The sequence below is a fragment of the Kitasatospora griseola genome (assembly GCF_044999035.1).
GTDB classification, from domain to species: domain Bacteria; phylum Actinomycetota; class Actinomycetes; order Streptomycetales; family Streptomycetaceae; genus Kitasatospora; species Kitasatospora griseola.
In genome coordinates this window covers 457,537-481,881 of sequence record NZ_CP173360.1, presented here as the reverse complement: position 1 = coordinate 481,881, position 24,345 = coordinate 457,537, and the positions used below count along the sequence as shown (strand labels likewise).

Sequence of the window (24,345 nt, the reverse complement as noted above, 5' to 3'; positions counted from 1 at the left end):
GCGCGACGGGGTTCCGTCGCGCCGTCTCCGACTGCTCGGCCCGGGGGTGGTGCCTGCTCAGCCCGGGTGGTGCGCAGTCGCGAAGGCCTCGGCGTCCCAGTGGCCGCCCAGCGACGGGGCGAGCGAGGACGCGGCCAACTCCCGGAAGGCGGCGGGGGACCGGTCGGCCGCCGCGCCGGCCGGCAGGGCGCCCAGCAGCGGAGCGCCGGCGGCGGACGGCAGGTCGGCGAGGTTGCAGCGGGCCGCGAGGTCCGGGTCGGCGGGCCAGCTGCCGACCACCACCCCGCGCAGCGCCAGACCGCGGTGGCGCAGCGCCTCCGCGGTCAGCGCCGTCGCGTTCAGGGTGCCCAGGCCGGCCGCCGCGACCAGGACGAACTCGACCCGGACGCCCGCGAGTTCGCAGGCAGCGGCGAGGTCGGCCAGCGTCCGGCCCTGCTCGTCGTAGCGGACCAGCAGCCCGCCCGCGCCCTCCACCAGCACCGTCCCGAAACGGTCCGCCAGGTCGGCCACGGCCTTCGCCACGTCCTCCGGCGCGAGGGTCGGCAGACCGGCGCGCCGGGCGGCCGTGTCGGGGGCCAACGGCTCGGGATAGCGGGCCAGTTCGACACCGTGCACCAGCGGCCCGGCCAGCCGGGCCACCTCGTCCACGTCGCCCGGCTCGCCCGGTGCCAGCCCGGTCTGGCCGGGCTTGAGCACCGCGACCGGGTCGGTGCTCAGCGCGGCGAGGGCCGCGGTGGTGACGGTCTTGCCGACCTCGGTGCCGGTGCCGGTGACGAACAGAACGGGCGACATGGTGCTTCCTCGATGCAGGTGGAACGGTGGCGCGGTGGTTCAGCTGCTGTGCACCGCGTGGGACGCGGACGCCGCGGCGGCGACGGCGCGGCCGATCGCGGCCACGTCGGCGTTCCCGGTGACGAACGGCGGCATGGTGTAGATCAGGTCGCGGAACGGCCGCAGCCACACGCCCTGTTCGGCTGCGGCCGCGGTCGCCGCCGCCATGTCGACCGGTGCGTCCAGCTGCACCACGCCGATCGCGCCCAGCACCCGGACGTCCCGAACGCCGGGCTGCCCGGCGCACGGGGCGAGGGCGTCGCGCAGCGCCGACTCGATGCGCTTGACCTCGGTGCGCCAGTCCTGGCGCAGCAGCAGGTCGATCGAGGCGTTGGCGGCGGCGGTGGCCAGCGGGTTGCCCATGAACGTCGGGCCGTGCGCCAGCACCGGGACCTCGCCGCGCGAGATGCCCTCCGCGACCCTGCTGGTGCACAGGGTGGCGGCCAGCGTCAGGTAGCCGCCGGTAAGCGCCTTCCCGAGGCACATCACGTCCGGGGAGACGCCCGCGTGGTCGGCGGCGAACAGTTCGCCGGTGCGGCCGAAGCCGGTGGCGATCTCGTCGAAGACCAGCAGCACGTCGTGCGCGTCGCACAACTCGCGGAGCGCGGTCAGATAAGCGGGGGAGTGAAAGCGCATTCCGCCCGCGCCCTGCACCACCGGCTCGACGATCACCGCAGCCAGCTCGTCGGCGTGACGTTCGATCAGGTCGGCGAGATGTGCCAGGTACTCCGGGTCGGTCGGAGCGTCGTACCCGGCGGGCGGCTCGTCGGCGAACAGCTGACGAGGCAGCACTCCGCCCCACAGGTGGTGCATCCCGCCCTCGGGGTCGCACACCGACATGGGGTGGAAGGTGTCGCCGTGGTAGCCGCCGCGCCAGGTCAGCACCCGCCGCTTCTCCGGCCGCCCCAGCGACTGCCAGTACTGCAGGCACATCTTCAGCGCCACTTCGACCGCCACCGAACCGGAGTCGGCGAGGAACACGTGCTGCAGGGGCTCGGGCGTCAACTCCACCAACTTGACGGCGAGCTCGACCGCCGGACGGTGCGTCAGCCCGCCGAACATGACGTGGCTCATCCGCTCCAGCTGGTCACGGACGGCCGCGTCCAGCTCCGGGTGTCGGTAGCCGTGGATCGCCGCCCACCAGGACGACATGCCGTCGATCAGCTCCTCGTGCCCGCCCACCGGCTCGGCCAGCCGCAGGCGGACACCCGCGGCCGACTCCACCACGAACGGCCGGACCGTCCCCGGCATCGGACCGTACGGGTGCCAGACGTGCGCCCGGTCCAGGTCGAGCAACTGCGCTGCGTCCCTCACGCGTTCGGCGCCAGTTCGGTGCCCGCGCCACGACGACGCACCCGGACCAGGTCGGTCCGCGCCTCGTCCTCGGAGCTCTCCTCGGTCGAGGGACCGCCGCACGGGCCGCAGGCGCTCGCGTCCTCGTGGCCGCCGCACCCGGAGTCGCCGCCGCAGGCCGAGTCGCTGCTGCCGCAGACCGACGCGCCCCCGCCGCAGCCGCCGGCCGAGGCGGTGACCCGGTGGCGGGGCAGGGTGGTCTGCTCGGCGCCCTCCACCTCGAAACCGGCGTCCTTGATCATGTCGAGGTCGGCCTGGCCGGCCTGGCCCTCGCTGGTCAGGTAGTCGCCCAGGAAGATCGAGTTGGCGATGTGCAGGCCCAGCGGCTGCATCGAGCGCAGGTGCACCTCGCGGCCGCCCGCGATCCGCACCTCGATGTCCGGGCAGACGAACCGGACCATCGCGAGGATCCGCAGGCAGCGCTGCGGCGTCAGGTTCCACTCCTCCGCGAGCGGGGTCCCCTCGAACGGGATCAGGAAGTTCACCGGCACCGAGTCCGGGTCCAGCTCGCGCAGCGCGAAGACCACGTCGACCAGGTCCTCGTCGCTCTCGCCCATGCCCGCGATCAGGCCCGAACAGGCGGACAGGCCCGCCCCGTGGGCCTTCGCCACGGTGTCCACCCGGTCCGCGTAGGTGTGGGTGGTCGTGATGTCGCCGTAGGTGCTCTCGGAGGTGTTCAGGTTGTGGTTGTACGCGTCCGCGCCGGCCGCCTTCAGGCGCTCGGCCTGATTGTCCGACAGCAGGCCCAGGCAGGCGCACACCTCGACCTGCTCGTCCGCGCCCTTGATGGCGGCGATGGTGTCCGCGACCCGGTCGATGTCCCGGTCCGTCGGACCGCGCCCGCTGGCGACCAGGCACACCCGCTTCGCGCCGCCGGCCACGCCCGCGGCGGCCGCCTCGGCGGCCTGATCCGGCTTCAGCCAGGTGTACTTGAGGATTTCCGCCTTCGACCCGAGCCGCTGCGAGCAGTACGAGCAGTCCTCCGGGCACAGCCCGCTCTTCAGGTTCACCAGGTAGTTGAGCTTCACCCGCCGCCCGAACCACTGCCGGCGCACCCGGCCCGCCGCCGCGACCACATCCAGCAGCTCGTCATCCGTGGTGGCCAGTACGGCCAGCGCCTCCTCGCGGGTGGGCAGTTCCCGGCGAAGGCCCTTGTCGGTCAGCGTGTCGAGGAGATCCATGGCCCGATCCTGCCCGGGCGGCCCCGCCGTCCGCCAGAGGGAACACGCCAGAAGATCGCCCGGAGCGTGTGCGAGTAGTCACAACACACCCTGACCTGCCGCTTTGCTTACCATCCGACGGTAATCCACGGCCCTCGGCGCCCGGCGAGACATGCATCACACAGGGTGACGTCCGATCGGCGGCACGTCGGCCCGTTCAGCGGGCCGGACCCGACCGGGCCGCCGGGCGGTCGTCGCGGGACATCGGCAGGTACTGGACGTCGACCGGGCCCGGGTAGAAGGCGGAGCTGTTCGGACCGCCCATGTCCTCGCCGGCCAGGTAGCGGTGGAGCCACTCCGTGAAGCTCATCCGGTACTCGTACCAGCAGACGTCCTGGTCCACGACGCAGATGCGCAGGCCCGGGGCGTCGCCGTCGCCACCGTCGCTGTCGTCGTCGCTGTCGTCGTGGGGGAGCGGAGCGAGGAAGACGTACTCGCCGCGGTCGGTGCCCGCGATCGGGATCAGGCCGCCGGCGGTCCCGAACGTCACCTCCGACAGGCCGAGCGCAGTCCGCGGGTCCTCCTCCGGGTCCTCCCACTCCTCCTCGTCGAAGTCGACGTCGGCCCAGGCCTGGGCGGTCTCGCGGATCCACTTCCCGAGGTTCCACCGGTCGGTGGCCGGATGGTGCAGGTAGAGGTGGTGGTTGATCCGGATCGGGGCGTGCGCGTCCACGACGGCCTTGAAGTCCTTCGGCAGCGCCATGCCGAGACCGGCCTCCAACTCGGCCCACGCCGCGGCGTCGGCGAAGCGGTGCTCACCGGGGCCGAGCACTGCGAGCACCTCGGTCAGACGATCGGGCACGGGTTCTCCTCCATCGGGAGTCGGACGTCGGGAGTCGGACGTCGGGGGGTGTGTCGGGAGGGAGTGCAGCGGTCAGGCGCGCGGCGGTCAGGCGTGCGGCGGTCAGGCGTGCGGCGCGGGCGGGGCCGACGGGACGGGCTGCGCGGTGGCGCGCAGGCGGGCCTCCTGGTGGGAGGTGACCTGCTGGATCATCAGGATGGCGAGCGCTCCGGCGGCCAGGCCGGCCGCCATGTCGAAGAGCGAGTAACCGGTGGCGTTCCCGCTGAGCCGGCTGACCCACAGGGAGCCGAGCGTCTTGGCGAGCCAGGCGGCCCACCAGGCGTTGATCAGCCAGGCACTGGCGGTGGGCGCGGTGATGCGCCAGATGTCGAGCGCGATCCGGCGCGGGATCCACCACATCGCCAGGGGAATGAACCAGGCGCCGATCGTCCACCCGGCCGAGTACTTCTGCAGCCCCGGGCCGAAGCGGTCGACATTGATCCGGCAGCGCCGGAACCAGAGGATGAACAGGACGACCGGGGCGAAGAACAGCACCGGCACGAGCAGCAGGGACACGCGGAACAGCGTCGACCCGGTGCCGCCGGTCACGCCGAGCACCAGGCTCCAGGCGGTCTGAACGCCGATCGCCACCTGCGCGGCGACGGCCAGTCGCCGAAAGCCCGCGAGCGATCCGTGCTCGGGCAGGACCTGCGCCGGCGGCTGGTCGTAGGCGGATTCGGAGTGCACGGCGAGCCCCCACCGGAACGTGCCTGCGGTGCTGGTCACGCGCAGAGATGGGCTGAAGAATAGGGGTCGCGTTCGAATTGTCAAAGCCGGTTTGCCCGTTCAGCGGCACCGCACGATCGCGTCGGCCCCGTCGAAGCCCCCCACCGCCGCGTCAACGCAGAGTCAACGCCGAGTCATGGCTTGCGGGCGAGGGCGCAGGAGATCATCCGCTCCCACACCGTCAGCTCGCGCCGCTCCGCGCCGGCGTCGCTGCCCGTCGCGTAACTCGGCCGCCACAGCGAGCAGTTGACGAGGCCCGGGGCGAGCAGTTCGAGGTCGCCGAACAGGGCGGTGATCTCCTCGTCGGTGCGCCAGCGGCCGCGGCCGAAGGTTTCCTGGAGTTTCCGTTCCGCGATCCGGGTCTGCTCGTTGTCGCCGGAGCGGAAGTGGGAGAGGTAGACCTGACTGCCCGACGGCACCTGGTCCGTCCACCAGCGGACCAGATCCCCGGGCCGCTCCGCGTCGTCGAGATGGTGCAGGACGGCGCTGAAGACGAGGCCCACCGGCTCGTCGAAATCGATCAGGCTCGCCACGTCGGGATGGCGGCGGATGCTCTCCGGCTCACGGACGTCCGCCCCGATCACCGCGGTGCGTTCGTCGGCGGCCAGCAGGGCGCGGCCGTGGGCCAGGACGGTCGGATCGTTGTCGACGTAGGCGACGCGCGCGTCGGGCCGGTGCCGCTGGGCGACCTGGTGCACGTTGTCGGCGGTGGGCAGACCACTGCCCAGGTCGATGAACTGGCGGATGCCGTCGGAGGCCATCGTCCCCACGGCGCGAATCAGGGCCCGCCGGTTCTCGACCGGGACGGCCACCGAACCGGGCAGTCCCTTGAGGAAGAAATCGCCGATCTCGCGGTCGACGGCGTAATTGTCCGTGCCGCCGAGCAGATAGTCGTAGATGCGAGCGATGCTCGGCTTCGACGGATCGATTCCTGTGGTGTCGCCCGGCATTGAGACCAACCCCTGTCGCTCGGACTGTCGGCCTCCCCATCGTAGGAGCGCGCCGCTCGGTGGAGACGGTGAATCGCCGGGCGCCGTCAACTCGACGGCGGGTCGCGGAGAACGGGCGGCGACGGCTCCACCGGGCCGGTGCGGGGGAGTCGTTGGAGAAAGATGGCAGACGGATCGCGCGAGCCCGGGTACGGTCGGAGACATCGGGACGGGAGGGCAGGGCATGACGGCAATGGCGGAGTCCGGCACGCTGCGGGTGCCACGGAGCATCAACGGCATCGAGCATGCGCTCACGTATGACGAACGAGCGCGGTTCTACGCGGAGTTGGGGCCGGTCGAGGATCCGCTGGACCGGGAGGCGGTGATCACGTCGTGGTGGCTGCGCGCCATGTCCGCGGCGTACGGCGGCGACCGCTCCGGATACCGGGCGGCCGTCGGCCCCGTGCTCGTCGCCGGCCGGTCGGTCGGGGCCGTCGCGTGAAGGGGTGGCGGGTCTGGCTCCAGGACCAGCCCGCCCAGGCGATGGTCGAGATCTCCAAGGCGGACGACCTGCTGTTCGCCCTGGTCACCGCCGCACTGGTGACACTCGACGACCGCGCGGGCTCCCCCGTCGACGACTGGGGCGACCTGCGCAGCGCCGTCCTCGCCCCGTCCGTCACCGCCGAGCTCTTCGTCAACCCCGACGAACGCACCATCGACGTCCTGCGCCTGGTGTGGGTCCCGGGCCTCGGCGCGTGAGCCGCCGGTCGCGAAGACGGCCGTGACCGAAGCGGACCGGTGGGCCGGCGGGTCGCCCGGCGCCGTCAGCAGGTCGGTGTCGCAATGGCGACAGCTGGTGGACGAGGTCGAAGCGGGGTGCTCCTGGTCCGCGCCCGAGCTCAGCAACGACCTGGGGTGCCGCCGCGAGCCGGCGCAGGCCTGGCCGGAGTTGCCGCCAGCGGTCCGGACCGGGTTCGACCGGGCCTGCTGCCGCGAGTGACGCCTCGTCAGCGGGGCGCGCGGTCCTTCACGGCGAGGGACGCCAGCGCGTCGCGGACCCGGGGGCCGAGATCGACGGCGCCGGCCTCGTGGTGGGCGACGGGGAAGGACACCGCCGGGGGCTTGGCCCGCCACCAGAAGAACTGGCGGGCCGCCCGGCGGACGAACACCGTCGCGCCCACCACGTTGTTGACGAAGACGACCTCCAGCGCGGGGAACCCGGCCGGGTCGGCGGCCGGGTCCTCCAGGTGGAAGACCTGGGTCCGCAGGCTGCGGTGGTCGATGCCCTCCACCTGCGTCGCCAGCAGTTCCGACCCGGTGAAGCGGTAGCCCTCCGCCAGGAGTGCGTCCATGACCGCTTCGTGCAGCGGGAGGGCCGCCACGTGCAGGAAGTCGACGTCCCGGACGTCGTCCGAGTCGTAGCCGATCGTGGTGACCAGGGACAGGTCGACGCCGGTCGACCGGCCGCCGAGCTCGGTGACGGGGCAGTCCCAGCGCAGCCGGCCGTGGAACCCGATCCGGTGCTCGGTGTTCCGCTCCACGTCGAACCAGGTGATCTCGGGGCGGAGCGGGACCTCGTCGCCGTCGACCGTGTTGCCCTCCCAGTCGCGGGCCTTGCTCACCACGTCCAGGTGCAGGTCGTGGATCCGCAGCTTCAGCCAGCCGGCCCGGAACAGCACCTCGCCGTCGATCCGCCGGCCCGGCTGCGGGAGGACGGTGCCGAGCACGGTGTCGATCCGCGGATCCCGGCCGTTCCCGTCGCCGATTCCCAGCAGCTTCCGCAGCCCCATCGTCCGCCTCCCCGCGCAAAGTTCGGGCAAAGCCTAACGCCGGCCCCGCCGCCGGAACACAGCGGAGGCGGAACAGGCCGTCCCGGCTATGCTCGTCCCGCTGACCGCACCGAGGAGGGGGCTGCCGGTGGCCGAGCGTGGAAAGTCGGGGGTCGGGCCCGAGGCGGAGCTGACCGACCCGCCCGAGGTCGAACTGCGGCTCGACGACCCGGAACTGACCGACCGGTGGATCGCCGGCACGGCGGTGATCCGGGCGGGCCGCCAGGCGCTGGAGATGGTCAGGTTCAGCATGGAGCTGGTGGCCGACGCCTACAGCCACCGGGGCAAGCACCTGGAAATGGTGATCTGCGGACTCACCGTCGACGACTACTGCTTCGAGCTGGCACCGGGCGAGGAGAACCAGGTGCGGTTCCGGCGGGAGCTGCCCTGGGAATGCCCGTTCACCGAGTACGACGGCCAGGGCTTCGACTTCGGGGTCGGCGTGCAGGCCACGCTGCACACCATCCCGGTCAAGGAAGGCGGCATCCGCCACCGGATCCCGCTGCGGGTGCCGCCGACCGCCGCACCGGCCGCCGCCGTCGCGGCCTTCGCCGAACTCGGCTGGACCGAGCGCTCCGCCCGGGTGATCGACGAACGCATTCCGGCGTCCGGGCAGCTCTACCAGGGCCACCAGTCGATGTTCCTCACCGACCCCGCCGGGGACGGCCGGGACTTCTCGCAGTTGGAGCTGTCCTTCGTCACCAACCAGGTCGGCGTCCTGGTGCACCTGCGCCGGGCCGCGCCCGGCAAGTACAAGTGGCGGTCCAGGCCGCCGACGGTCACCTTCCCCGTCGCCCACCACGAGGTCGCGCACGTCGACCTGACGGCCCGGGCGCGCGCCGCACTGGACGAACTGCGCGTCCTGGAGCAGGCGTAGCGCCAGGTCCTGTCCGGCCGACCGTGCCGGGCACGCGCGAGACCGACCGGACGGGTCCTGGTCGCGCGATGGTCGTGCGCGGCACCCCGCGCGACAGCCTGTACAGGCTGGACACCCTGCTGAACCTCGACGGCGGGGTGAAGCCGGAGATGGTCGCGACCGACAACGCCTGGTACTCGGACATGGCGTTCGGCCTGTACAAGATGCTCGGCTTCCGCTTCGCTCCGCGCTTCCGGGGCCCGGAAGACCAGCGGTCCGCGTTCGCCGAGTACGGGCGGATCGACAGGACCGTGCACCTGATCGCCCTGCTCGACCCGGTGGACGATACCCACCGGCGGCTGATGAACCGGCAGCTCACCGTCCAGGAGTCACGCCATCCGCTCGCCCGCGCGATCTGCCACGGCGGCCGCGGCCAGATCCGCCGGGCGTACCGCGAGGGTCAGGAGGGCCAGCTGGCCGCCCTGGGCCCGGTCCTCAATGCGGTGGTGCTGTGGAACACCCGCTACCTGGATGCCGCCGTGGCCTGGCTCCGCGCCGAGGGCCACGACATCAAGGGCGAGGACGCAGCTAACCTCTCCCCGCTCAAGGACCGGCACATCAACTTCCTGGGCCGCCACCTGTTCGACATCACGGCCAGCGGCCCCGGGCAGGGCCTGCGCACCTTCCGCGACCCCGCGGCCGAGGACGACGAGGAAGAGAACCGACCGCCGGCGCACCCAAGACGTCGGGCCGTTCGTGGTACCCCGGGTAGGCCGGGCGGCACCGCCTGGGGACCCGGCGCAAGAAAGAATGCTGATCGCCGAGAACCTGGCGCTCGCCGACCGACCGTGGCCCGGCCGACGAGTCGAGAGCAGGAGGCTCAGCGGGCCAGCAGGCCCCGGATCACGGCTGCGATCTCGTCGGGTGCCTCTTCGGCCATGAAGTGCCCGGCGCGGGTCAGCCGGTGGTCCAGGTCCGGCGCCCACGCCTTCCACACCCCGGCAGCGTCGTAGCCGAGCTGCGCGCCCCAGTCCTGCTGGACGACCGTCACGGGCATGGCCAGCTGCGACCCGGCGTCCAGGTCCGCTTGGTCGTGCATGACGTCGACGTCCGCCGAGGCCCGGTAGTCCGCGACGATCGACGTCACTGCCGCGGCGCTCGCGCGCAGGTATTCGGCACGTACGTCCTCGGGCATGGTGGTCGGGTCGTTGGCCCAGGCGTCGAGGAACGAGCCGAAGAACGCGTCCGCGCTGCCTGCGATCATCGCCTCCGGCAGGCCCGGCGGCTGCGCCATCAGGAAGAGGTGGTAGCCGACCGCCGCCGAGACGCCATGCAGGACGTTCCACATGTCGAGCGTCGGCACGACGTCGAGGATGCCCAGGTGCGTGATGGTCTCAGGGTGGTCCAACCCCGCCCGGAAGGCGACCAGGGCGCCTCGATCGTGGCCGACGAGGGCAAAGCGCTCGTGGCCGAGCGCCGCAGCCAGGGACACGATGTCGGCGGCCATGGTGCGCTTGGCGTACACATCGGGGTGGGTGGCCGCCGGCTTGTCGCTGGCGCCGTAGCCCCGCAGGTCAGGACAGATCACCGTGTGCTCGTCGGCGAGCCGCTCGGCGACGTGTCGCCACATCAGGTGGGTCTGGGGAAAACCGTGCAACAGTACGACCGGGCTTCCGCTGCCGCCGACAGCTGCAGCCAGCTCCACACCGTCCGCACCGGGCAGGCGGACGTGATCGAAGCCGGGAATGGTGAGCGTCATGAGGGACCACCCTTTCGGGTCGGGGACTTGACCGGATCAGCTTGGGCGACGGCGATCAGCAACCGATCAGTACGGTTGGGAGCAGTCGGCCCCTGGCACGGAGGATGAGGGCATGCGAATCGACGTGCTCGGTGTGGTGCGGGCCCTCCACGACGACGGCAGCCCGGTTGACCTGGGCGGACCCCGCCATCGTGAGGTACTCGCCCGGCTCGTCGCCGCCGAGGGACGGATGGTCACCACCGACACCCTTGTCAATGACCTGTGGACCGATCCGCCTGCCCGCGCCGTCGGCGCTTTGCGTACCTTCGTCGCCGCGCTGCGCCGTGCCCTCGAACCCGACCGACCGCCCCGCAATCCACCGCGCGTCATCGTCACCGAAGGTCCCGGCTACGCGCTGCGCCTGCCGCGCGAGGAGGTGGACGTCCATCGGTTCCAGGACACCCTGGCCCGAGCCCGCCGCAACCCCGCCGCGGTGACCGACCTCGGCGCGGCACTCGCGGCCTGGCGAGGACCCGCCTACGCCGATGTGACCGGCTCCGCATGGGCGCAGCGCGAGCGGAACCGGCTGGAGGAATTGAGGTTGGAGGGGGTGGAACTGCGCGCCCGGATCCTTCTCGACTCCGGGGAAGGGGCCGATCTCGTTGCCGAACTGGGTGCCCATGTCGCCGAACACCCGTGGCGCGAGCCGGCCTGGGAGCTGCTTGCCCGCGCGCTGTACCGCGCGGGCCGCCAGGCCGACGCGCTGGCCACCCTCCGCCGTGCCCGCGCGATGCTCGTCGACCAACTCGGACTCGACCCCGGTGGCGACCTTCAGCGCCTGGAGACGGACATCCTCAACGGGTCCGCGCCCCCCGAAGGAGCACGTACGGCGTGGACCGGCCCCGGTGTCCGGCTCGGCCCGCGCACCACCGTGGATCTGGCCCGCACCCTCGCACTGGCGGGCGGCGACGCCCTCGTGCGCTCGCGGCGCGACCGCCTCGCCGCCGTCCAGGCGGCGGAACGCACGGGAGACCTCTCCCTGACCGCCCGGATCATCGGCGCCTACGACGTGCCCGCCATCTGGAGCCGGGCCGACGACCCCGAGCAGTCCCGCGCCGTCGTCGCGGCTGCCGAGCGCACGCTCACCGGGCTGGGCCCGGACGGCCCCGCCGACCTGCGCGCCCGCCTCCTGGCCACGGTCGCCGTTGAGAGCCGCAGCGCCGATCTGTCCGCGACCGAGCTGAAGCACGCGCAGCAGGCGGCGCGTCAGGCTGAGGAACTGGCACGGGACTTGGCCGATCCCGCCCTGCTGGCCTTCGCCCTCAACGGGGTGTTCCTGCAGTCCTTCAGCAGCCCCGGGCTCGCGGCTGCACGGGACAGGACCGGCGCTGAGATCCTCGACCTGGCCACCCGGCACGACCTGCCGAACTTCGCCGTGCTCGGCCGACTCGTCCGCCTGCAATCCGCCTCGGCCCTCGGCGACCTCGACGCCGCGACCTCGCACGCCAATGCAGCCGACCAGCTCGCCGCCACCACCGAGGCGCCCCTCGTCCCCGTCCTCACCGGGTGGTTCAGGGCCCGGGTCACGGCCGCCCGCAGCGCCGAACCCGGCGGACCGACCGCCGCCACGGCAGCAGCGCACTACCGGGCCGCCGAGGACGCCCTCCGGACGGCCGGAATGCCGGGGCTGCACCGCGGCCTGTTCCCGCTCGCCCTACTGGGACTGCGCCTGCTGCACGACCGGCCCGCGCCCACCGACCCGCACCTCGACTGGGGCCCGTACAGGCCCTGGACTCGCCCCCTCGTGCTGCTCGCCCAGGACCGGGGCGAGCAGGCCCGTACCGCCCTCGTTGCGGTGCCCGAACCACCGCGTGACCACCTGCAGGAGGCCATGTGGTGCCTGACCGCCCGCGCCGCCGTGCGCCTCGGCGAGCGCGGAATCGCCGCGCGCGCTGCGGCTGCCCTGCGTGATGCCCGTGCAGAACACGCCGGCGCCGCTAGCGGAATGCTGACCCTGGGCCCGGTGGCGCGGTACCTGGCAGAGGCGGAGGCATGCGTCGGAGCGGGGTGAGCGACCGCGATCCGCCAACGCCGGGCCCGCCCGCCCCGTCCCTGCCGGCTGCCCCGGCGGCCAAGCCGATCCGGATCGGGTACGCCTGCTGCTCAACCACCCAGCAGGAACCCGCCTCCCGGCTCACCGCGCTCGAACCGGTCTGCGAGCGGATCTTCTCCGAGAAGATCTCCACGCGTATCAAGAACCGTCCCGAGCTGGAGAAGGCGCTGAAGCCGGCGTACGACATCAAGGAGACCGCCCCTGACCAAGAGGTCATCCTCACCGTCCACGAGCTCAAGCGCCTCTCCCGCAACGCGGATGCCCGCGACATTCGTGACGCGTCCGAGCAAGCACTTGCCGAGTCCGGGATCCGGTTGCGGCGAGATTCATCGATGGAGAGAGAGATAACTCCCGCTGACCTGGCGACGGACGATTGGTGGGAGACGGATGTCGAGACCGCGGCGGAGCAATCGTTCGTGGCGCTGATCCCGCAGTGCGATTGCTGCATCGAGTACACGTTGGGGCTTGACCAGCAGACGTGGGCGGCTCAGCTGCGGAACGCTGCCCTCGCCCTGACATGGTCTCCGTTGATCAGCCGCGGATTCTGACTGTGCCTGGCGTGCTCATCCTCAGCAGTCAGGCCACTCAGGTCGGTGACACGGTCTATGTGTCGGGGCAGCTGTCTCATGACGACCGTCACGGCAACTTCGTGGGTGCCGGCGACTTCGAACTGCAGGTCCGCACCACGCTGGAGAATCTGGACCTGGTGCTGAGGCAATTCGGGGCCGAGCGTGGCCAGCGGAGACCACGGTTCTGGTGAGGAACCTGCGGGAGAACTTCGACACGACAGCCCGCCTCCACGCCGAGTACTTCGGGGAGCACCGGCCCGCCAGCACGGTCATGGGCGTTTCCGCCTTGGCACTGCCGGATCAACTCGTGGAGATCGGCGCGCTCGTGCGTCTCGATGTGAAGCCATAGGTGAGGAGGCCGGCCTGATTCCTTCAGCGAACCTCGGTGCGGCCGTCCGGCGGTGTCTCAGTGTTCGGTCGGTGCAGGCAAGTTGGACATAACGTCATATCTGCCAACAAGTCGAATGCCCGCTCCTTGCGGTCGGTGGCAAGGGTGCTTCCGATACGTTCGACCCGAGGGTGGGATTGTGGGATGACCTGCTTAGAATCGGCGCCATGACCATCCAGGGGGAAGCGCCAGCAGGCGCCGCCGAGGACCTGCCGGTGACCGGGCATCGGGCCGTCGGCGAGCGCAGACGCCTGGCCGCCCTGTGGAGCGTCGTCACGGTGCTGGCCGCCGGCGGCGTCTGGGTGGTGTCCACGCCGCACCCCGGCGACATCCTGCCCGGGCTCGGCCCCACCAGCAGCCTGCCCGCCACCGTCGCCGCCGCGCCCGGACAGGTCGCCAAGCCGCTGACGGAGGCTCAGGCCTTCAACTCCGAACGGTACTTCCCTGCGCAACGCGGCTACGAGTACGACCAGTTCAAGGCCCGCCGGACCGCCGCCCGGGACGGCGGAGACTGCCAGGGCGTCCAGAACGACAAGAGCCACAACCTGCTGGACAAGCTCGACTGCCAGGCCTGGCTCGGCGTCGCGCTCACCCGCAACGACCAGCCCGTGATCACCAGCATCACCGTCCTGCGCTTCGCCGACCCCGGTGCCGCCGCCCAGGCCGCGCAGGCGGTGCGCGACCACGCGGCGGAGTTCGAATTCACCTTCCCCGACGGGGTGGTGGCCCCCGCCGCGGGCATCAAGCCGATGACGGCGATCCGGGTCGAGACGGTCGGCCACCACATCACCGTCATCGCCGCCCGCTACGCCGACCAGCGCCCCGGCGACCACCCGGACGACCTGCTGACCGCCAGCGCCCGGTCCGCCGCCGCGATCGCCGGCCAGCCGTTCATGTGGATGTAGCACCCGCCCGACCCCGCGCCGCCGTCGCACGGAGACACCCCGCCGCGCCGCAAGCCAGCACCGCCGCCGGCGCGAACACCGCCGCTGCACCCGACGGCAGCGCCAACCCGCCCAGCACGGTGCCCGCGCCGATGCCCAGATAGATCGCCGAGGAGTTCAACGACACCACCAGCGGTGCCTGTTCGGGGGCGGCGGCCAGCAGCCGGTGCTGCTGCGCCGGAGTCTGGCACCAGCTGCTCGCACCCCACAGGAACGCCAACACCCCCACCGCGACAGTGCTGCGCAGCTGCCCTGCCGCGAGAGCGGCCAGCGCCGCGAACGACACCGCCATCGCTGCGTACCCCACCGTCAGCACCCGCACCGGACCGACCCGGTCCGTCCACCGCCCCGCCAACAGGTTGCCCGCCACCGCACCCGCCCCGTACAGCGCCAGCGCGACCGGCACGGCGATCCGCCCCGAGACGCCGACCGCCGCCAGCACCGGCACGCTGTACGAGTACGGCACGTAGCTCGCGGCCATTCCGAGCACCGTCAACGGCAGCACCGCGAGCACTCCCGGACGGCGCAGCGCCGCCACCCTCGACCGCAGCGGAACGGGCTCTGCGCCCGGGAGTTGAGGGAGCGTCAGTTCGATTGTGAGCGCACTCAGTGCGGACAGCACCGCGACGGCGCCCAGCGCCGCCCGCCACCCCAGACCGACGGCGGCCAGCTGCCCGAGCGGCACCCCGAGGGCGGTTGCCACCGTCAATCCACCGATCACCACGGCGAGAGCCCGTCCCCGCGAGTCGGCTCGCGCCAGCGCGGCGGCGGTGACTCCGGCGGTCGGTGTGAAGGCGGCCGCCCCGAGGGCCGCGAGGACGCGGCCGGCCAGGAGGACTTCGTAGGTCGGGGCGAGTGCGGAGAGGGTGTTGGCGGCGGTCAGTAACAGGAGTGCCCCCAGCAGCAGAGTGCGACGGGGCAGTCGGGCGGTGGCGACGGCGAGCAGTGGCGACGCCAGTGCGTACACGGCGGCGAACAGACTGACGGACTGTCCGGCGGCGGCGGTCGACACGTGCAGCGCGTCGGCCATGGCGGGGAGGAAGCCGGCGGTGACGAAGGCGTCGGTGCCGACGGCGAAGGTGCCGAGAGCCAGCACGGCGGCGGGCCGGAGACCTGCTGCCGACGGGGGTGGGGACATGGTGGGGCTCCTGACAGGATTCGGGATGTTCGGTATCCGGAATTCGGGTGCGAAAGGCAGGCAGGTGCACTACCGGGGGCGCCGGGGGTACTCCCAGGCGAGGCCGAGGGGGCGGAACGGCGCAAGCAGCGAGCGAACGTCAGCAAGGTCGCGAACAGGTGCAGGTCATTGCCCCGCGTCGCGATCCTTCCGGCGAGTGTGTTCCTCTTCGCGCAGCGCCCCTGCCTTTGCCTTCGCGCTTGCTCAGGTCGTGGAGGTGAGGCGGGCGTAGTTGGTGCGGACGCGGGTGATGGTGGTGGTCGGGGCGTCCTGGGCGAGGTCGGCGACGGTGCGGGCGGCGAGTTCGCGGCGCCAGGCGAGTTCGGCGCGGCGCATCGCGGCGGCGATGCCGCAGGGGCGGGTGAACTCGCGGGGGTGTGCGCCCTCCGCGGAGACGCCCTGTTGCCGGATCTCGGCGCAGGCGAACAGCGGGTCGGGACCCTCGACGGCCGTCACCACGTCCATCATGGTGATCCGGGCGGGGTCGCGGGCCAGGCGGACGCCGCCGCGCGGGCCCGGGGTGGACGTCAACAGGCCTGCCCGGGTGAGTCGTTGGAGCACCTTGTTGAGGTAGGTCGGCGACAGTTCGAACATCGCCGCCAGCCGGGCCGAGGGCACCGGGTCGGTCTCGCCCAGCCACACCAGGGTGAGGCAGCAGTGCAGGCCCCACTCGACGCCTTCGCTCGTCCGCATATTCGGGATACTAGCTGTCCGGAATGGTGCTCCGCCAGCGAATGGCTGAGCAACGGGCCGGTTCACGACGGCAGTTGGTCGATCTCGGCGAGTATCTGCTCGAACTGCGCCACCACGCGGTCGAATTCGGCGGGTACTCCGGCAGCCAGCCCTCGGTAGAGGGCGAGTGCTTCGTGCGCCGCATTCCGTGCCTCCGTGCGGTGGTCGAGGTTGAGATGAACCACGGCGAGGACGCGCAGGGCGGCGGCCAGCGGGGACAGCTGGATGCCAGGGTCGGCGCGGTGGAGCTCGCGGCAGATGCCGACCGCTTCACGGGCGGGATCGAGCGCGTGTTGCGCCCGGTCGGCCATGCCGAGCGTGGTGGCCAGCACGATCAACGCGTGGGCGAGCAGCGGCAGATGAGCGTCGGGATCGGTGGCGGCGAGGGTGCGGCGGAGAGCTGTCGCTTCCTCGGCGAAGGCGAGGCCCTCGGTCAACTGGTCGGGTCCGTCCAGGCAGTCGGCGAGGTTGGTCAACGCGGTGGCGAGCAGGGGGAGATGGTGCCCGGGTATCGCCTCGTCGAGGCTGCGGCAGAGGTCGAGGGCATCGCGGGCGGGGCGGATGGCCGAGTCGCGGTCTCCGGCGAGGCGGAGTTCCTCGCTGAGTCGGATCAAAGCAGCGGCGAGCCGCGGAAGGCGGGTGCGCGGGTCGGACTCGGCCAGGGTGTACCAGGCCGTGACGGATTCCGCCCACACCGGCACCGCCTCGACGTGTCCTCCCAGGACACGCAGCAGCTCGGCCAAGTCATCCAGAGCCGCAGCCAATTGGGGGAGTTGAGCCGGTGCGTCGAGCGCACGGAGGAGGGCCACCGCTTCGAGTCGGGAGTCCAGGGCTTCCTCCTCCCGGCCCAGCTGCTGGAGGTGGCGGGCCAGGTGGTCCAGGGCGATGGCAAGCCGGGGCGCGTGGACGGTGGGGCGGAGCGCGCTGAGCGGGCGGCAGAGCTCGACCGCCTCCTGAGCGACCGTCACCCCTTCCTCGACCCGACCCTGCTCACCGAGGTTGCGGGACAGACCGACCAGTGCATGGGCGAGATAAGGGCGATTGGTATCGGGTGAGGTGGCGTGCAGGGTCCGGGCGATGGCCACGGCCTCCCGGGCCACGGCCAGTGCCTCGGCCTGCCGGCCGAGATCGTGCAGGTGGTCGGCCAGAGTGGTGAGGACGGTGCGGAGCCGCGGCAGGTGCGCATCGGGGTTGCCGTCCGCGAGCCGACGGAGCAGGGCGGTCGCCTCTTCCGCCGGGGCCAGCCCCTGGTCCGGTCGGCGAAGGAGACGCCAGGCCTGGGACTCGTTGCCGAGGGCCCCGGCCAGATCGGACATGTGCGCGTCCGGGTCGAATTCGGCGAGCGCCCGACTCGCGGCCACCGTGCGTCGCGCGGCCGCCGCACTTTCCGGCAGACGGCCGAGGTCGCCCAGCCGGATGGTCAGGTTGGTCATCGCAGCCGCCTGCCGTTCCAGGTGCGGCCACGGGTCGGAATCGGCGAGGCGCGCGATCACGGTGAGGGCTTCCTGGACGGCAGCCAGCCCGCCCTCGTGCCGTCCCAGGCCGCCCAGGACGGTGGACAGGCGGACGAGGGCGTCGGCCAGTTCGGGTAGCCCCGCCTCGCCGCGCGCCCGATGCAGTTCGATGGCCTCCCGTGCGAAGGTCAGGCCTTCGTCCGGTCGACCGAGTTCGGTGAGCCGGTCGGCGAGATTTCCCAGCATGGCGGCCAGACCAAGGGCATGGCGTTCGGGGTCGGCGGCGGCAAACGTCCGGTACAGCTCGACCGCCTCCTGGATCGCGGTCAGGCTCTCCTCGATGCGGCCGAGCTGGCTCAACCTGACGGAGAGCTCGTTGAGCGTGGTGGCGAGCGGCAGTCCGAACCCGTCCGGATCGGTGGCTGCCCCCACCCGCAGGCGGTCCGTGTGCACCCGGGCGAGTCGGGCCGCCTCGTGCACCAGGATTTGGCTGGAGTCCGGGAACAGTCGGCTGAGTTCGGACAGCTCCGTCAACGGCGTCCCCGGGTCCGAGACGATCGCCTCCAGCGCCGCCAGCAGCGGCCCCGGGCGTCGGCTCCGGGTGGCCAGGAAGACGAAGTACGGGGCCAGCGTGGCGCGTTGGCGGACGCACAGGGCGGTCAGTCCGGCGTCGAGGCGGCCGGCGGCGGCCGAGTGGGCGGCGGCGCGGGTGTAGACCGTGAGGAGGTGCGCGGTGCGTGGGGCGTCGAGGGCGGGGAGCAGGTGTTCGGGCAGGGCGGGGTCGGTGTCGAGGACGCGGGCGATGTGGCGTTCGGCGAGGCGGTCGGGCGGGAGCGGGGCGAAGGGACGGGGTGCGGAGGCGGGGTAGAGGGCGCCGAGCCAGGCGGTGACGGTGTCGCGGCGGTCGCGGGACTGGTCCGCCAGCGCCGGGAGGTGACGCCACAGCAGGTCGGCCTGCTCGCGGTCGACGGCGCCGGCCAGGTTCGCGGCGGCGACCACCGCGTCCAGCGCGCGCACCGACAGCGCGGGGGAGAGGCCGAGCGCGGTCGCGGTGCGCTGCCAGTAGCGGCGTTCGTGGCCCAGCAGCCGGTCCTCCACCGCGGCGGCCCCCGGGCGGCCGTCGAACCCGGCCGTCCCCGTGGTGTCGAGCAGGTCGGCGAGCGCGGCCATCTGCAGGGTCAGCGCGTTGCCGTAGCCGGGCTGGTCGAGGCCCGGGGCGGTCGGCAGCGTCGCGGCGACGCCGGGCCAGTCGGGCCCCGACTGGCCGTCGACGAACGGCAGTGCGGCGGCCAGCGCGTCGAGCGCCGCCCGGTACGCGGCCGGGCGGCCCGCCGGCTCGTCCTGGAGCGGGTCGAGGCGTCGGGTCGGGGCGTACTCCAGGTGGTCCTGGGCCGTGTCGTCGGCGGTGACGGCCTGCTGCCACCAGTCGCCGTCGGTGCGGGCCAGCAGCAGGAGCTTGAACGCCGTCGGACCGCGGTGCGCGGCGGCCGCCGCCACCAGGGCGGCCAGCTGGGCGGTGCGGTGCTCGGCGTAGTCCAGGACGATCAGCAGCGGACGCGTCGCGAGCCGACAGTCCGTCAACTCCTCGGCCCCGGCGTCGGGACGCGGCCACAGCACCGCCCACTGCCGCTCCGACAGCCGGGCCGCCAGCTCGTGCGCCAGCCGGGTCTTGCCCTGACCGCCGGGGCCGTGCAGCAGCCAGGCTCCGAACCCGCCGCGCTCGCACCACTCGACCAGTTCGCCCAGCAGCTCGGTCCGGCCGTGGAACGGCACCACCTGGCGGGCCGCCCGGAGCAGCGCCGCCGGCGAGCGGACCGGCCCGGCCGCCCGCTCGGGCCCGACCGCCGGATCGGCCAGGTGCTGCAACTCGACCGGCTCCAGCGCGGCCGCCGGCACCCCGTGCGCCGCCAGCACCGCCCGGAACGCCGGATCGTGGTGCAGCACGTACCCGGGCACCAGGTTCAGCTGCGCCCCGCCCGAGTGCGCCCGCTCGGCGGCCACCACCCCCACCAGCAGGTCGCCGCAGTGCACCGCCGCACCCGAAAGCCCGCCCCACGGCGAGCCGGCGGACCACTGCGGCGGCTGCTGACGCAGGTCCATGACGTGCCGGTTGCCGACGTAGTCGGTGCCCGGGTTCACCTCCCCGACCAGCTGCACCGCCTCGGCCGGGCGGCCCGCCCGCTGGGCGAGGTCGGGCAGCCCCCAGGTCTCGCACGGCGTCCCCGGACGGTCCGTCACCAGCCGTCCCCAGCGCACCGGACCCGGCGGCCGGGACCACAGTGACTCGTCGACCAGCAGCAGCGCCGCGTCGTCCCGCCCGCCCGGCGTGCCGCACCACAGCACCTCGGCCCCGACCGGCCCCGCACCCGCCGGCCGGAACACCTCCACCGGCCCGTCGCCGCGCACCACATGGGCGGACGTCAGCACCAGCCGCCCGCCGACCGCACACCCCGAACCCGGACCGCCGGGGCCACCCACCCCCACCAGCCGCGACCGCTCCACGACGCCCCGCCCCCCGTCCACCCTGCGAACGCCCCACCCTACGGCCTGCGCAGCCGGTCATCGGCGGCGCCGGCCGAGGGCGGGCGCGCTGCGGAGTGCGATTCCGGCGAGGCCCGGCCGATCGAACGTCAGGCGCCGTCAGGCGCACGGCCGCCGGTACGGATGGTTCCCGGCGTACTTCGTCCACCGGCTGTCGGGCACGGGGGTGCCGATGTCGGCGCAGATCTGCCGGTACATCCGGTCGGCGTCCAGTGGCCAGAGGCGGATGCTGTCACCGTGCAGGGAGTCGCGCACGTTGGTGGCCACCATGCTGCTGTCGGGGCTGAACTCCAGGTCGCTTCCGGGCAGGGTGAGGGCGGAGCCGACGGACACGTTCGCGGGGTCGGCGACGTTCCACAGCAGGACCTTGCCGCTGACGAGGATTCCACCGGTGGTCAGGCCGACGGTGCGGCCGTCGCCGCTGACCGTCAGGTCCTGCGCCTTGTCCGTCAGCGGGACCCTGGCGATCGCCGCGTCCGGATGGTCGAGGTCCCAGAAGCTGACGGCCCGTTCCCGGTTGGACGCGGCCGCGACGTACCTGCCGCCGCCGAACTCCCCGAAGGCGTTCGCCGCCACCGGCAGCTCTCCCGTGCGCACGGGGTTCCTGACCTCGGACACGTCGAGGACCTGGATGTCACGGTCCTCCTCCATGACGAGCATCCGGCGCTGCGGAGTGCCGGCGACGGCCCAGGCGTCGTGGAACTCCATGGGCAGCGGGTGGGGTCCGTCAGGACGGTACGGATCCGCGAGGCTCCAGAGCCGCACGTCCAGCTTCTCGTCGATCACCACCAGTGCGCGCCCCTGTTGGTGGAGCCCGATCCCGGCCGGCGTGTACGGGACCGCCACCGTCGCCGCCTCCTTGGGACGGCGGCGGTCCGTGATGTCCCAGAGGTGGACCACACCGGCGGAGGGGCCGGTCAGGGCGAGGACGTTGCTCTCGGCGGAGGCCACTGCCGGCAAGCGGCCGGCCGACGACCCGCTCCTGGCGAGAGTGGCCTGCAGGACGGGGTGGTGGGCGTCGCCCACCTCCCACAGGCCGACGGAGGAGTTGTCCGCCGGTGCGGTGAGAAGCGTGCGGCCGTCGGACAGGAAGGCTCCGCTCGACCACGGGCGCGGCAGGGCGGCGCCGGGAACCGGCCGTAGCCGGTCGGTGATGTCCCAGAGTCGGACACTGCCGTCCTGGTCCCCGGTCACCAGCGTGCGGCCGTCGTTGCCGAACGCCGTGCCCGAGGTGCTGCCGGCCGCGCCGGTCAGCCGCTGCGGAATGGCCGCCCCCGGTGTGGTCCAGATCCGCACCAGGCCGTTGTCCCCGCCGACGGCCACGGTGCGGTTGTCGGGGCGGAACGCCAGCGAGCGCAGGGCGCCCGAGCCGGGAAGCGTGTTCCACAGCTCGATGTCGACGGTGTCGGGGTCGGGGCGCCGGTCGATCTGGAACTGGTTCACGCTGCCGTCGGTGTTGGCGGAGGCGAGGACCTTGCCGTCGGCGCTGAAGGCGAGGGCCAGGAAGTCCCCTCGTGCGCTGTCGAGCGCCAGTTCCTTCGCCAGCGGTCGGCTCGGGTCGGTGACGTCCCAGTAGTTGAGCTGCCCGTAGGTGCCGGCGGCCACGAGCAGTCTGCCCCCGGGGTGGAAGGCGAGGTTCCAGGCGCTCTTGACCGACAGGGCGGCCAGGACCGTCGGCCGATCCGAGGCCACGCTCCAGAGCCGCACGCTTCCGCCGTTGCTCGCGGTCGCCACGGTCCGGCCGTCTGGGTGGAAGGCCACGCCCGTGACGTCCTCGGAGTCCGCCGAGAACGTGCGGGGCGGTGCGGGACGGGCGGGGTCGGCGATGTTCCAGAGCCGGGCGACTCCCTTGTCGCCCCCGGAGACCAAGGTCCGCCCGTCCGGGCCGAAGGCCAGCGAGTACGCCACCTCCGTCTCGTCCGGAGTGCTGCTGAGCAGCTTGGGGTGGCGCGGGTCGGTCGTCTCCCAGAGCTGCAGTGACCTTCGGCCGTGCGTCGCGAGGAGACGGCCGTTCGGCGCGAAGGCCACCGCGGAGGTGCCCTCGGTGGTGAGCGCGGCGCCGAAGGCGGGACGGGCGGGATTGGCGACGTCCCAGAGCTTGACCTTGTGGTCGGTGTCGCCGCTCGCGAGGACCTGCCCGTCGGCGCTGAACGACAGGCTGACGACCGTCCTCGGGTGATCCTTGCCCGAGGGGTCGTCGAGGGTCACCGAATAGGGGCTCGTGTAGGAGGCGTACATCTCGTTGCGGGCCTCGTCGGTGGGCGACGTGCGGTAGGCGGCCAGGCTCAGCTCCAGCGCCACCGAAGGGTCGGTCGGACGGATGGCCGCCGCGTTCGTGGCGAGCCGGCGGGAGGTGAGCTCCGCCTCGTGCTGCCGGGCCGCGCGGTGCTGCTGGACGGCGATCACACTGACCACGACCGTCAGGACCAGACCGACCACTCCTACGGTGCGGGCCGCCCGGCGGACCAGCGCCGCGCGGACGCTGGCGGTGACGAACTCCCGTTGCTGCACGGTCAGATCGGCCCGCCGGCCCGGGCTCCGCACCCACTCGCGGATCCGGGCCAGCCGGGGATCGCGCAACAGGCTGCGCCGCCGCCTGTCGTCCTGCGACCAGCTGTCGCTCGCCTCCGCGAGCTGCTGGTGGAGCAACAGGCCCTCGCGGTCCTCGCCGAGCCAGACCTGGAGCCTGGGCCAGGCCCGCAGCAGCGCCTCGTGGGTGATCTCGACCCCGTCGTCCCGCGGGGAGAGCAGCCGGCCCCGGACCATGGTGTCCAGCACGGCGGCAGCCTGCTGCGGATCCGGGCTCTCCCGGATCAGGTGCTCCCGGGGCAGTCGGCGCCGGGTGTCGTCGGTGCCGTCACCCAGCTCCACCAGTTGCAGCAGCAGCGAGCGCGCCAGCCGCCGACCGTCGTCGTCGAGGCCGCCGAACACCCTCTCCGCAGTGGCGGCGACGGAATGCAGGACGCCGCCGGTCGCCCGGTAGGCCCCGACGGTCATGAGATGGCCGTCCCGGAGCTGCCACGTCGCCCGCAACGCGTGGGCGAGCAGAGGAAGCCGGCCCGCCTCGTACTCGCCGCCGGCGGTGGCCCCGAGGTCCTGCAGCAGCAGCTCCACCAGGCCGGGTTCCACATCGAGGCCCGCCGAGCGCGCCGGGAACAGGATCGCCTCGCGCAGGCCCTGCTCCGGCAGCGGCCCGAGGTTGACCGGCTGGTCCGCCAGCGCCGAGCGCAGCCGCGGGTGGTCCATGGCCCGGCCGTAGAAGTCGGACCGCATGCCGTAGACGACCAGTGCGACGGGTTCGCGGCCCCCGCCCGGCTCGGCCAGCTGCGCCATCAGCTCCGGGAACGCCCGCCGTTCGGCGTCGTCGGACGCCAGGGTGAACAGCTCCTCCAACTGGTCGACCACGATGACCAGCCGCTCCAGCGAGGCCTCGTCCATCGCCTCGCGCACGGCGGCGGCCAACCCGGCCGGGTCGGCGACGAGCGACTCCGCCACGGCGAGGTCCAGGCCCACCGCCGCCGCCAGCGCGCGGGCCGCCTCGGCCAGCGGCCCGGCGGTGGGCGTGAGGACCAGGTGCGGCCAGTGCGCCGCCCCGCCCCGTGGAAGCCCGCCCCTGCTCAGGGCGGGCAACAACCCCGCGCGCAACAGCGACGACTTCCCCGCGCTGGACGCCCCGAGCACGAACTGCGGCCCGCCCGAACCGAGCCGCCCGGCCAGGCGCACGAGCAGGTCCGCGATCGCCGGGTTCCGACCGAAGAACCACCGGGATTCGTCCGGCCCGAACGTGGTCAGCCCCGGGTACGGGCACTCCGCCCCGGCCTGACCGGACAGCACCTGCCGCACCTGGTGGACGCCGTCCTCCAGATGGAGGTGCAGGTCGCGCTCGGCCGCGAACAGGTCCCGCCCGGCCATGAAGGCCCTGGCGTCGCCGGACACCTCGGCCTCCAGGTGAACCCGGGGCTCCTCCGGTTCCGGATCCATCGGCCGACCCCCTCGTCAGTCGAACCCCTTCAATCCTCAACTCACCATAGGGCCTTGAGACTTCAACTGTCCCGGCGTCCGGCCGGCGGCCGCGTCCGCGCACCGTGACCGTGCGTCAGGACG

20 protein-coding genes and 1 pseudogene are annotated in these 24,345 nt (G+C 72.8%); 9 read left to right on the top strand and 12 right to left on the bottom strand.

The window, feature by feature from the left end; genetic code table 11:
• Positions 1 to 57: 57 nt before the first annotated feature.
• The 6 genes from bioD to ACI1MP_RS02305 form a co-directional block, all read right to left on the bottom strand.
• Positions 58 to 792 (bottom strand): dethiobiotin synthase, encoded by a 735-nt coding sequence (gene bioD / locus ACI1MP_RS02330; protein ID WP_380331372.1) that lies wholly within the window; start codon positions 790 to 792, stop codon positions 58 to 60.
• Between the two features lie 39 nt (positions 793 to 831).
• The gene (locus tag ACI1MP_RS02325) at positions 832 to 2,082 is read right to left on the bottom strand and encodes an adenosylmethionine--8-amino-7-oxononanoate transaminase (protein WP_404870756.1); all 1,251 of its coding nucleotides are present in this window, start codon (positions 2,080 to 2,082) and stop codon (positions 832 to 834) included.
• Between the two features lie 59 nt (positions 2,083 to 2,141).
• Positions 2,142 to 3,365 (bottom strand): biotin synthase BioB, encoded by a 1,224-nt coding sequence (bioB, locus tag ACI1MP_RS02320; RefSeq protein WP_404867558.1) that lies wholly within the window; start codon positions 3,363 to 3,365, stop codon positions 2,142 to 2,144.
• A 196-nt stretch (positions 3,366 to 3,561) separates the two neighbouring features.
• On the bottom strand, positions 3,562 to 4,206 hold the full coding sequence (locus tag ACI1MP_RS02315; RefSeq protein WP_404867557.1) for an SMI1/KNR4 family protein: 645 nt from the start codon (positions 4,204 to 4,206) through the stop codon (positions 3,562 to 3,564).
• Between the two features lie 102 nt (positions 4,207 to 4,308).
• On the bottom strand, positions 4,309 to 4,971 hold the full coding sequence (locus ACI1MP_RS02310; protein WP_404867556.1) for a DUF4328 domain-containing protein: 663 nt from the start codon (positions 4,969 to 4,971) through the stop codon (positions 4,309 to 4,311).
• 134 nt (positions 4,972 to 5,105) lie between these two features.
• On the bottom strand, positions 5,106 to 5,921 hold the full coding sequence (locus ACI1MP_RS02305; protein ID WP_404867555.1) for an SAM-dependent methyltransferase: 816 nt from the start codon (positions 5,919 to 5,921) through the stop codon (positions 5,106 to 5,108).
• A gap of 223 nt (positions 5,922 to 6,144) precedes the next feature.
• Here ACI1MP_RS02305 and ACI1MP_RS02300 point away from each other — a divergent pair, with 223 nt between their 5' ends.
• From ACI1MP_RS02300 to ACI1MP_RS02290, 3 genes are read left to right on the top strand one after another with little or no spacing between them, the layout of a single operon-like run.
• On the top strand, positions 6,145 to 6,402 hold the full coding sequence (locus ACI1MP_RS02300) for a hypothetical protein (RefSeq protein ID WP_157815356.1): 258 nt from the start codon (positions 6,145 to 6,147) through the stop codon (positions 6,400 to 6,402).
• Complete coding sequence (locus ACI1MP_RS02295; protein ID WP_100584368.1) at positions 6,399 to 6,659, top strand: hypothetical protein; 261 nt, start codon at positions 6,399 to 6,401, stop codon at positions 6,657 to 6,659. The genes ACI1MP_RS02300 and ACI1MP_RS02295 overlap by 4 nt, the downstream gene beginning before the upstream one ends.
• Positions 6,660 to 6,681: 22 nt before the next feature.
• A complete protein-coding gene (locus tag ACI1MP_RS02290; RefSeq protein ID WP_404867554.1) occupies positions 6,682 to 6,900 on the top strand; it encodes a hypothetical protein in 219 nt (72 codons plus the stop codon).
• A gap of 7 nt (positions 6,901 to 6,907) precedes the next feature.
• Here the strand turns inward: ACI1MP_RS02290 and ACI1MP_RS02285 are convergent, their stop codons facing one another.
• Positions 6,908 to 7,690: a sporulation protein gene (locus tag ACI1MP_RS02285; RefSeq protein WP_404867553.1), complete on the bottom strand. Its 783-nt coding sequence runs from the start codon at positions 7,688 to 7,690 to the stop codon at positions 6,908 to 6,910.
• A gap of 127 nt (positions 7,691 to 7,817) precedes the next feature.
• Between ACI1MP_RS02285 and ACI1MP_RS02280 the strand changes: the two genes are divergently transcribed.
• Complete coding sequence (locus ACI1MP_RS02280) at positions 7,818 to 8,606, top strand: sporulation protein (protein ID WP_404867552.1); 789 nt, start codon at positions 7,818 to 7,820, stop codon at positions 8,604 to 8,606.
• A gap of 23 nt (positions 8,607 to 8,629) precedes the next feature.
• Positions 8,630 to 9,286: pseudogene (locus ACI1MP_RS02275) on the top strand (Tn3 family transposase); the annotation flags it as partial.
• Positions 9,287 to 9,465: 179 nt separating this feature from the next.
• Here ACI1MP_RS02275 and ACI1MP_RS02270 read toward each other — a convergent pair.
• Positions 9,466 to 10,344: an alpha/beta fold hydrolase gene (locus ACI1MP_RS02270; protein ID WP_404867551.1), complete on the bottom strand. Its 879-nt coding sequence runs from the start codon at positions 10,342 to 10,344 to the stop codon at positions 9,466 to 9,468.
• Between the two features lie 112 nt (positions 10,345 to 10,456).
• On the opposite strand from ACI1MP_RS02270, the gene ACI1MP_RS02265 reads away from it, so the two are divergent.
• The 4 genes from ACI1MP_RS02265 to ACI1MP_RS02250 all read left to right on the top strand — a co-directional run bounded on the left by ACI1MP_RS02265 (position 10,457) and on the right by ACI1MP_RS02250 (position 14,298).
• Positions 10,457 to 12,394 carry a BTAD domain-containing putative transcriptional regulator gene (locus ACI1MP_RS02265; RefSeq protein WP_404867550.1) on the top strand — a complete coding sequence of 646 codons (1,938 nt, stop codon included), beginning with the start codon at positions 10,457 to 10,459 and terminating at the stop codon, positions 12,392 to 12,394.
• On the top strand, positions 12,391 to 12,984 hold the full coding sequence (locus tag ACI1MP_RS02260; protein WP_404867549.1) for a recombinase family protein: 594 nt from the start codon (positions 12,391 to 12,393) through the stop codon (positions 12,982 to 12,984). Before ACI1MP_RS02265 ends, ACI1MP_RS02260 begins: the two co-directional genes overlap by 4 nt.
• Before the next feature lie 11 nt (positions 12,985 to 12,995).
• Positions 12,996 to 13,196, top strand: coding sequence for a RidA family protein (locus ACI1MP_RS02255; RefSeq protein ID WP_380331335.1), 201 nt, complete (start codon positions 12,996 to 12,998; stop codon positions 13,194 to 13,196).
• 364 nt (positions 13,197 to 13,560) lie between these two features.
• The gene (locus ACI1MP_RS02250; RefSeq protein WP_387999639.1) at positions 13,561 to 14,298 is read left to right on the top strand and encodes a hypothetical protein; all 738 of its coding nucleotides are present in this window, start codon (positions 13,561 to 13,563) and stop codon (positions 14,296 to 14,298) included.
• Here the strand turns inward: ACI1MP_RS02250 and ACI1MP_RS02245 are convergent.
• From ACI1MP_RS02245 to ACI1MP_RS02230, 4 genes are all read right to left on the bottom strand, one after another.
• Positions 14,285 to 15,475: an MFS transporter gene (locus ACI1MP_RS02245; RefSeq protein ID WP_404867548.1), complete on the bottom strand. Its 1,191-nt coding sequence runs from the start codon at positions 15,473 to 15,475 to the stop codon at positions 14,285 to 14,287. The two genes, ACI1MP_RS02250 and ACI1MP_RS02245, sit on opposite strands and share 14 nt — an antisense overlap.
• Before the next feature lie 243 nt (positions 15,476 to 15,718).
• Positions 15,719 to 16,207 (bottom strand): RrF2 family transcriptional regulator, encoded by a 489-nt coding sequence (locus tag ACI1MP_RS02240; RefSeq protein WP_404867547.1) that lies wholly within the window; start codon positions 16,205 to 16,207, stop codon positions 15,719 to 15,721.
• Between the two features lie 62 nt (positions 16,208 to 16,269).
• Entirely contained in the window at positions 16,270 to 20,202 is a 3,933-nt protein-coding gene (locus tag ACI1MP_RS02235) for a tetratricopeptide repeat protein (protein ID WP_404867546.1), read from the bottom strand.
• Between the two features lie 138 nt (positions 20,203 to 20,340).
• Positions 20,341 to 24,222, bottom strand: a complete 3,882-nt coding sequence (locus ACI1MP_RS02230; protein ID WP_404867545.1) for a hypothetical protein — start codon at positions 24,220 to 24,222, stop codon at positions 20,341 to 20,343.
• Positions 24,223 to 24,345 lie beyond the last annotated feature (123 nt).

Excerpts from the sequence above, each read along its gene's own strand:
- ACI1MP_RS02325 (WP_404870756.1), bottom strand. The coding sequence starts at position 2,082 with ATGCCGGGGACGGTCCGGCCGTTCGTGGTGGAGTCGGCCGCGGGTGTC.
- bioD (WP_380331372.1), bottom strand. The coding sequence starts at position 792 with ATGTCGCCCGTTCTGTTCGTCACCGGCACCGGCACCGAGGTCGGCAAG.
- ACI1MP_RS02230 (WP_404867545.1), bottom strand. The coding sequence starts at position 24,222 with ATGGATCCGGAACCGGAGGAGCCCCGGGTTCACCTGGAGGCCGAGGTG.
- ACI1MP_RS02245 (WP_404867548.1), bottom strand. The coding sequence starts at position 15,475 with ATGTCCCCACCCCCGTCGGCAGCAGGTCTCCGGCCCGCCGCCGTGCTG.
- ACI1MP_RS02265 (WP_404867550.1), top strand. The coding sequence starts at position 10,457 with ATGCGAATCGACGTGCTCGGTGTGGTGCGGGCCCTCCACGACGACGGC.
- ACI1MP_RS02250 (WP_387999639.1), top strand. The coding sequence starts at position 13,561 with ATGACCATCCAGGGGGAAGCGCCAGCAGGCGCCGCCGAGGACCTGCCG.
- ACI1MP_RS02285 (WP_404867553.1), bottom strand. The coding sequence starts at position 7,690 with ATGGGGCTGCGGAAGCTGCTGGGAATCGGCGACGGGAACGGCCGGGAT.
- ACI1MP_RS02300 (WP_157815356.1), top strand. The coding sequence starts at position 6,145 with ATGACGGCAATGGCGGAGTCCGGCACGCTGCGGGTGCCACGGAGCATC.
- ACI1MP_RS02240 (WP_404867547.1), bottom strand. The coding sequence starts at position 16,207 with ATGCGGACGAGCGAAGGCGTCGAGTGGGGCCTGCACTGCTGCCTCACC.
- bioB (WP_404867558.1), bottom strand. The coding sequence starts at position 3,365 with ATGGATCTCCTCGACACGCTGACCGACAAGGGCCTTCGCCGGGAACTG.
- ACI1MP_RS02270 (WP_404867551.1), bottom strand. The coding sequence starts at position 10,344 with ATGACGCTCACCATTCCCGGCTTCGATCACGTCCGCCTGCCCGGTGCG.
- ACI1MP_RS02305 (WP_404867555.1), bottom strand. The coding sequence starts at position 5,921 with ATGCCGGGCGACACCACAGGAATCGATCCGTCGAAGCCGAGCATCGCT.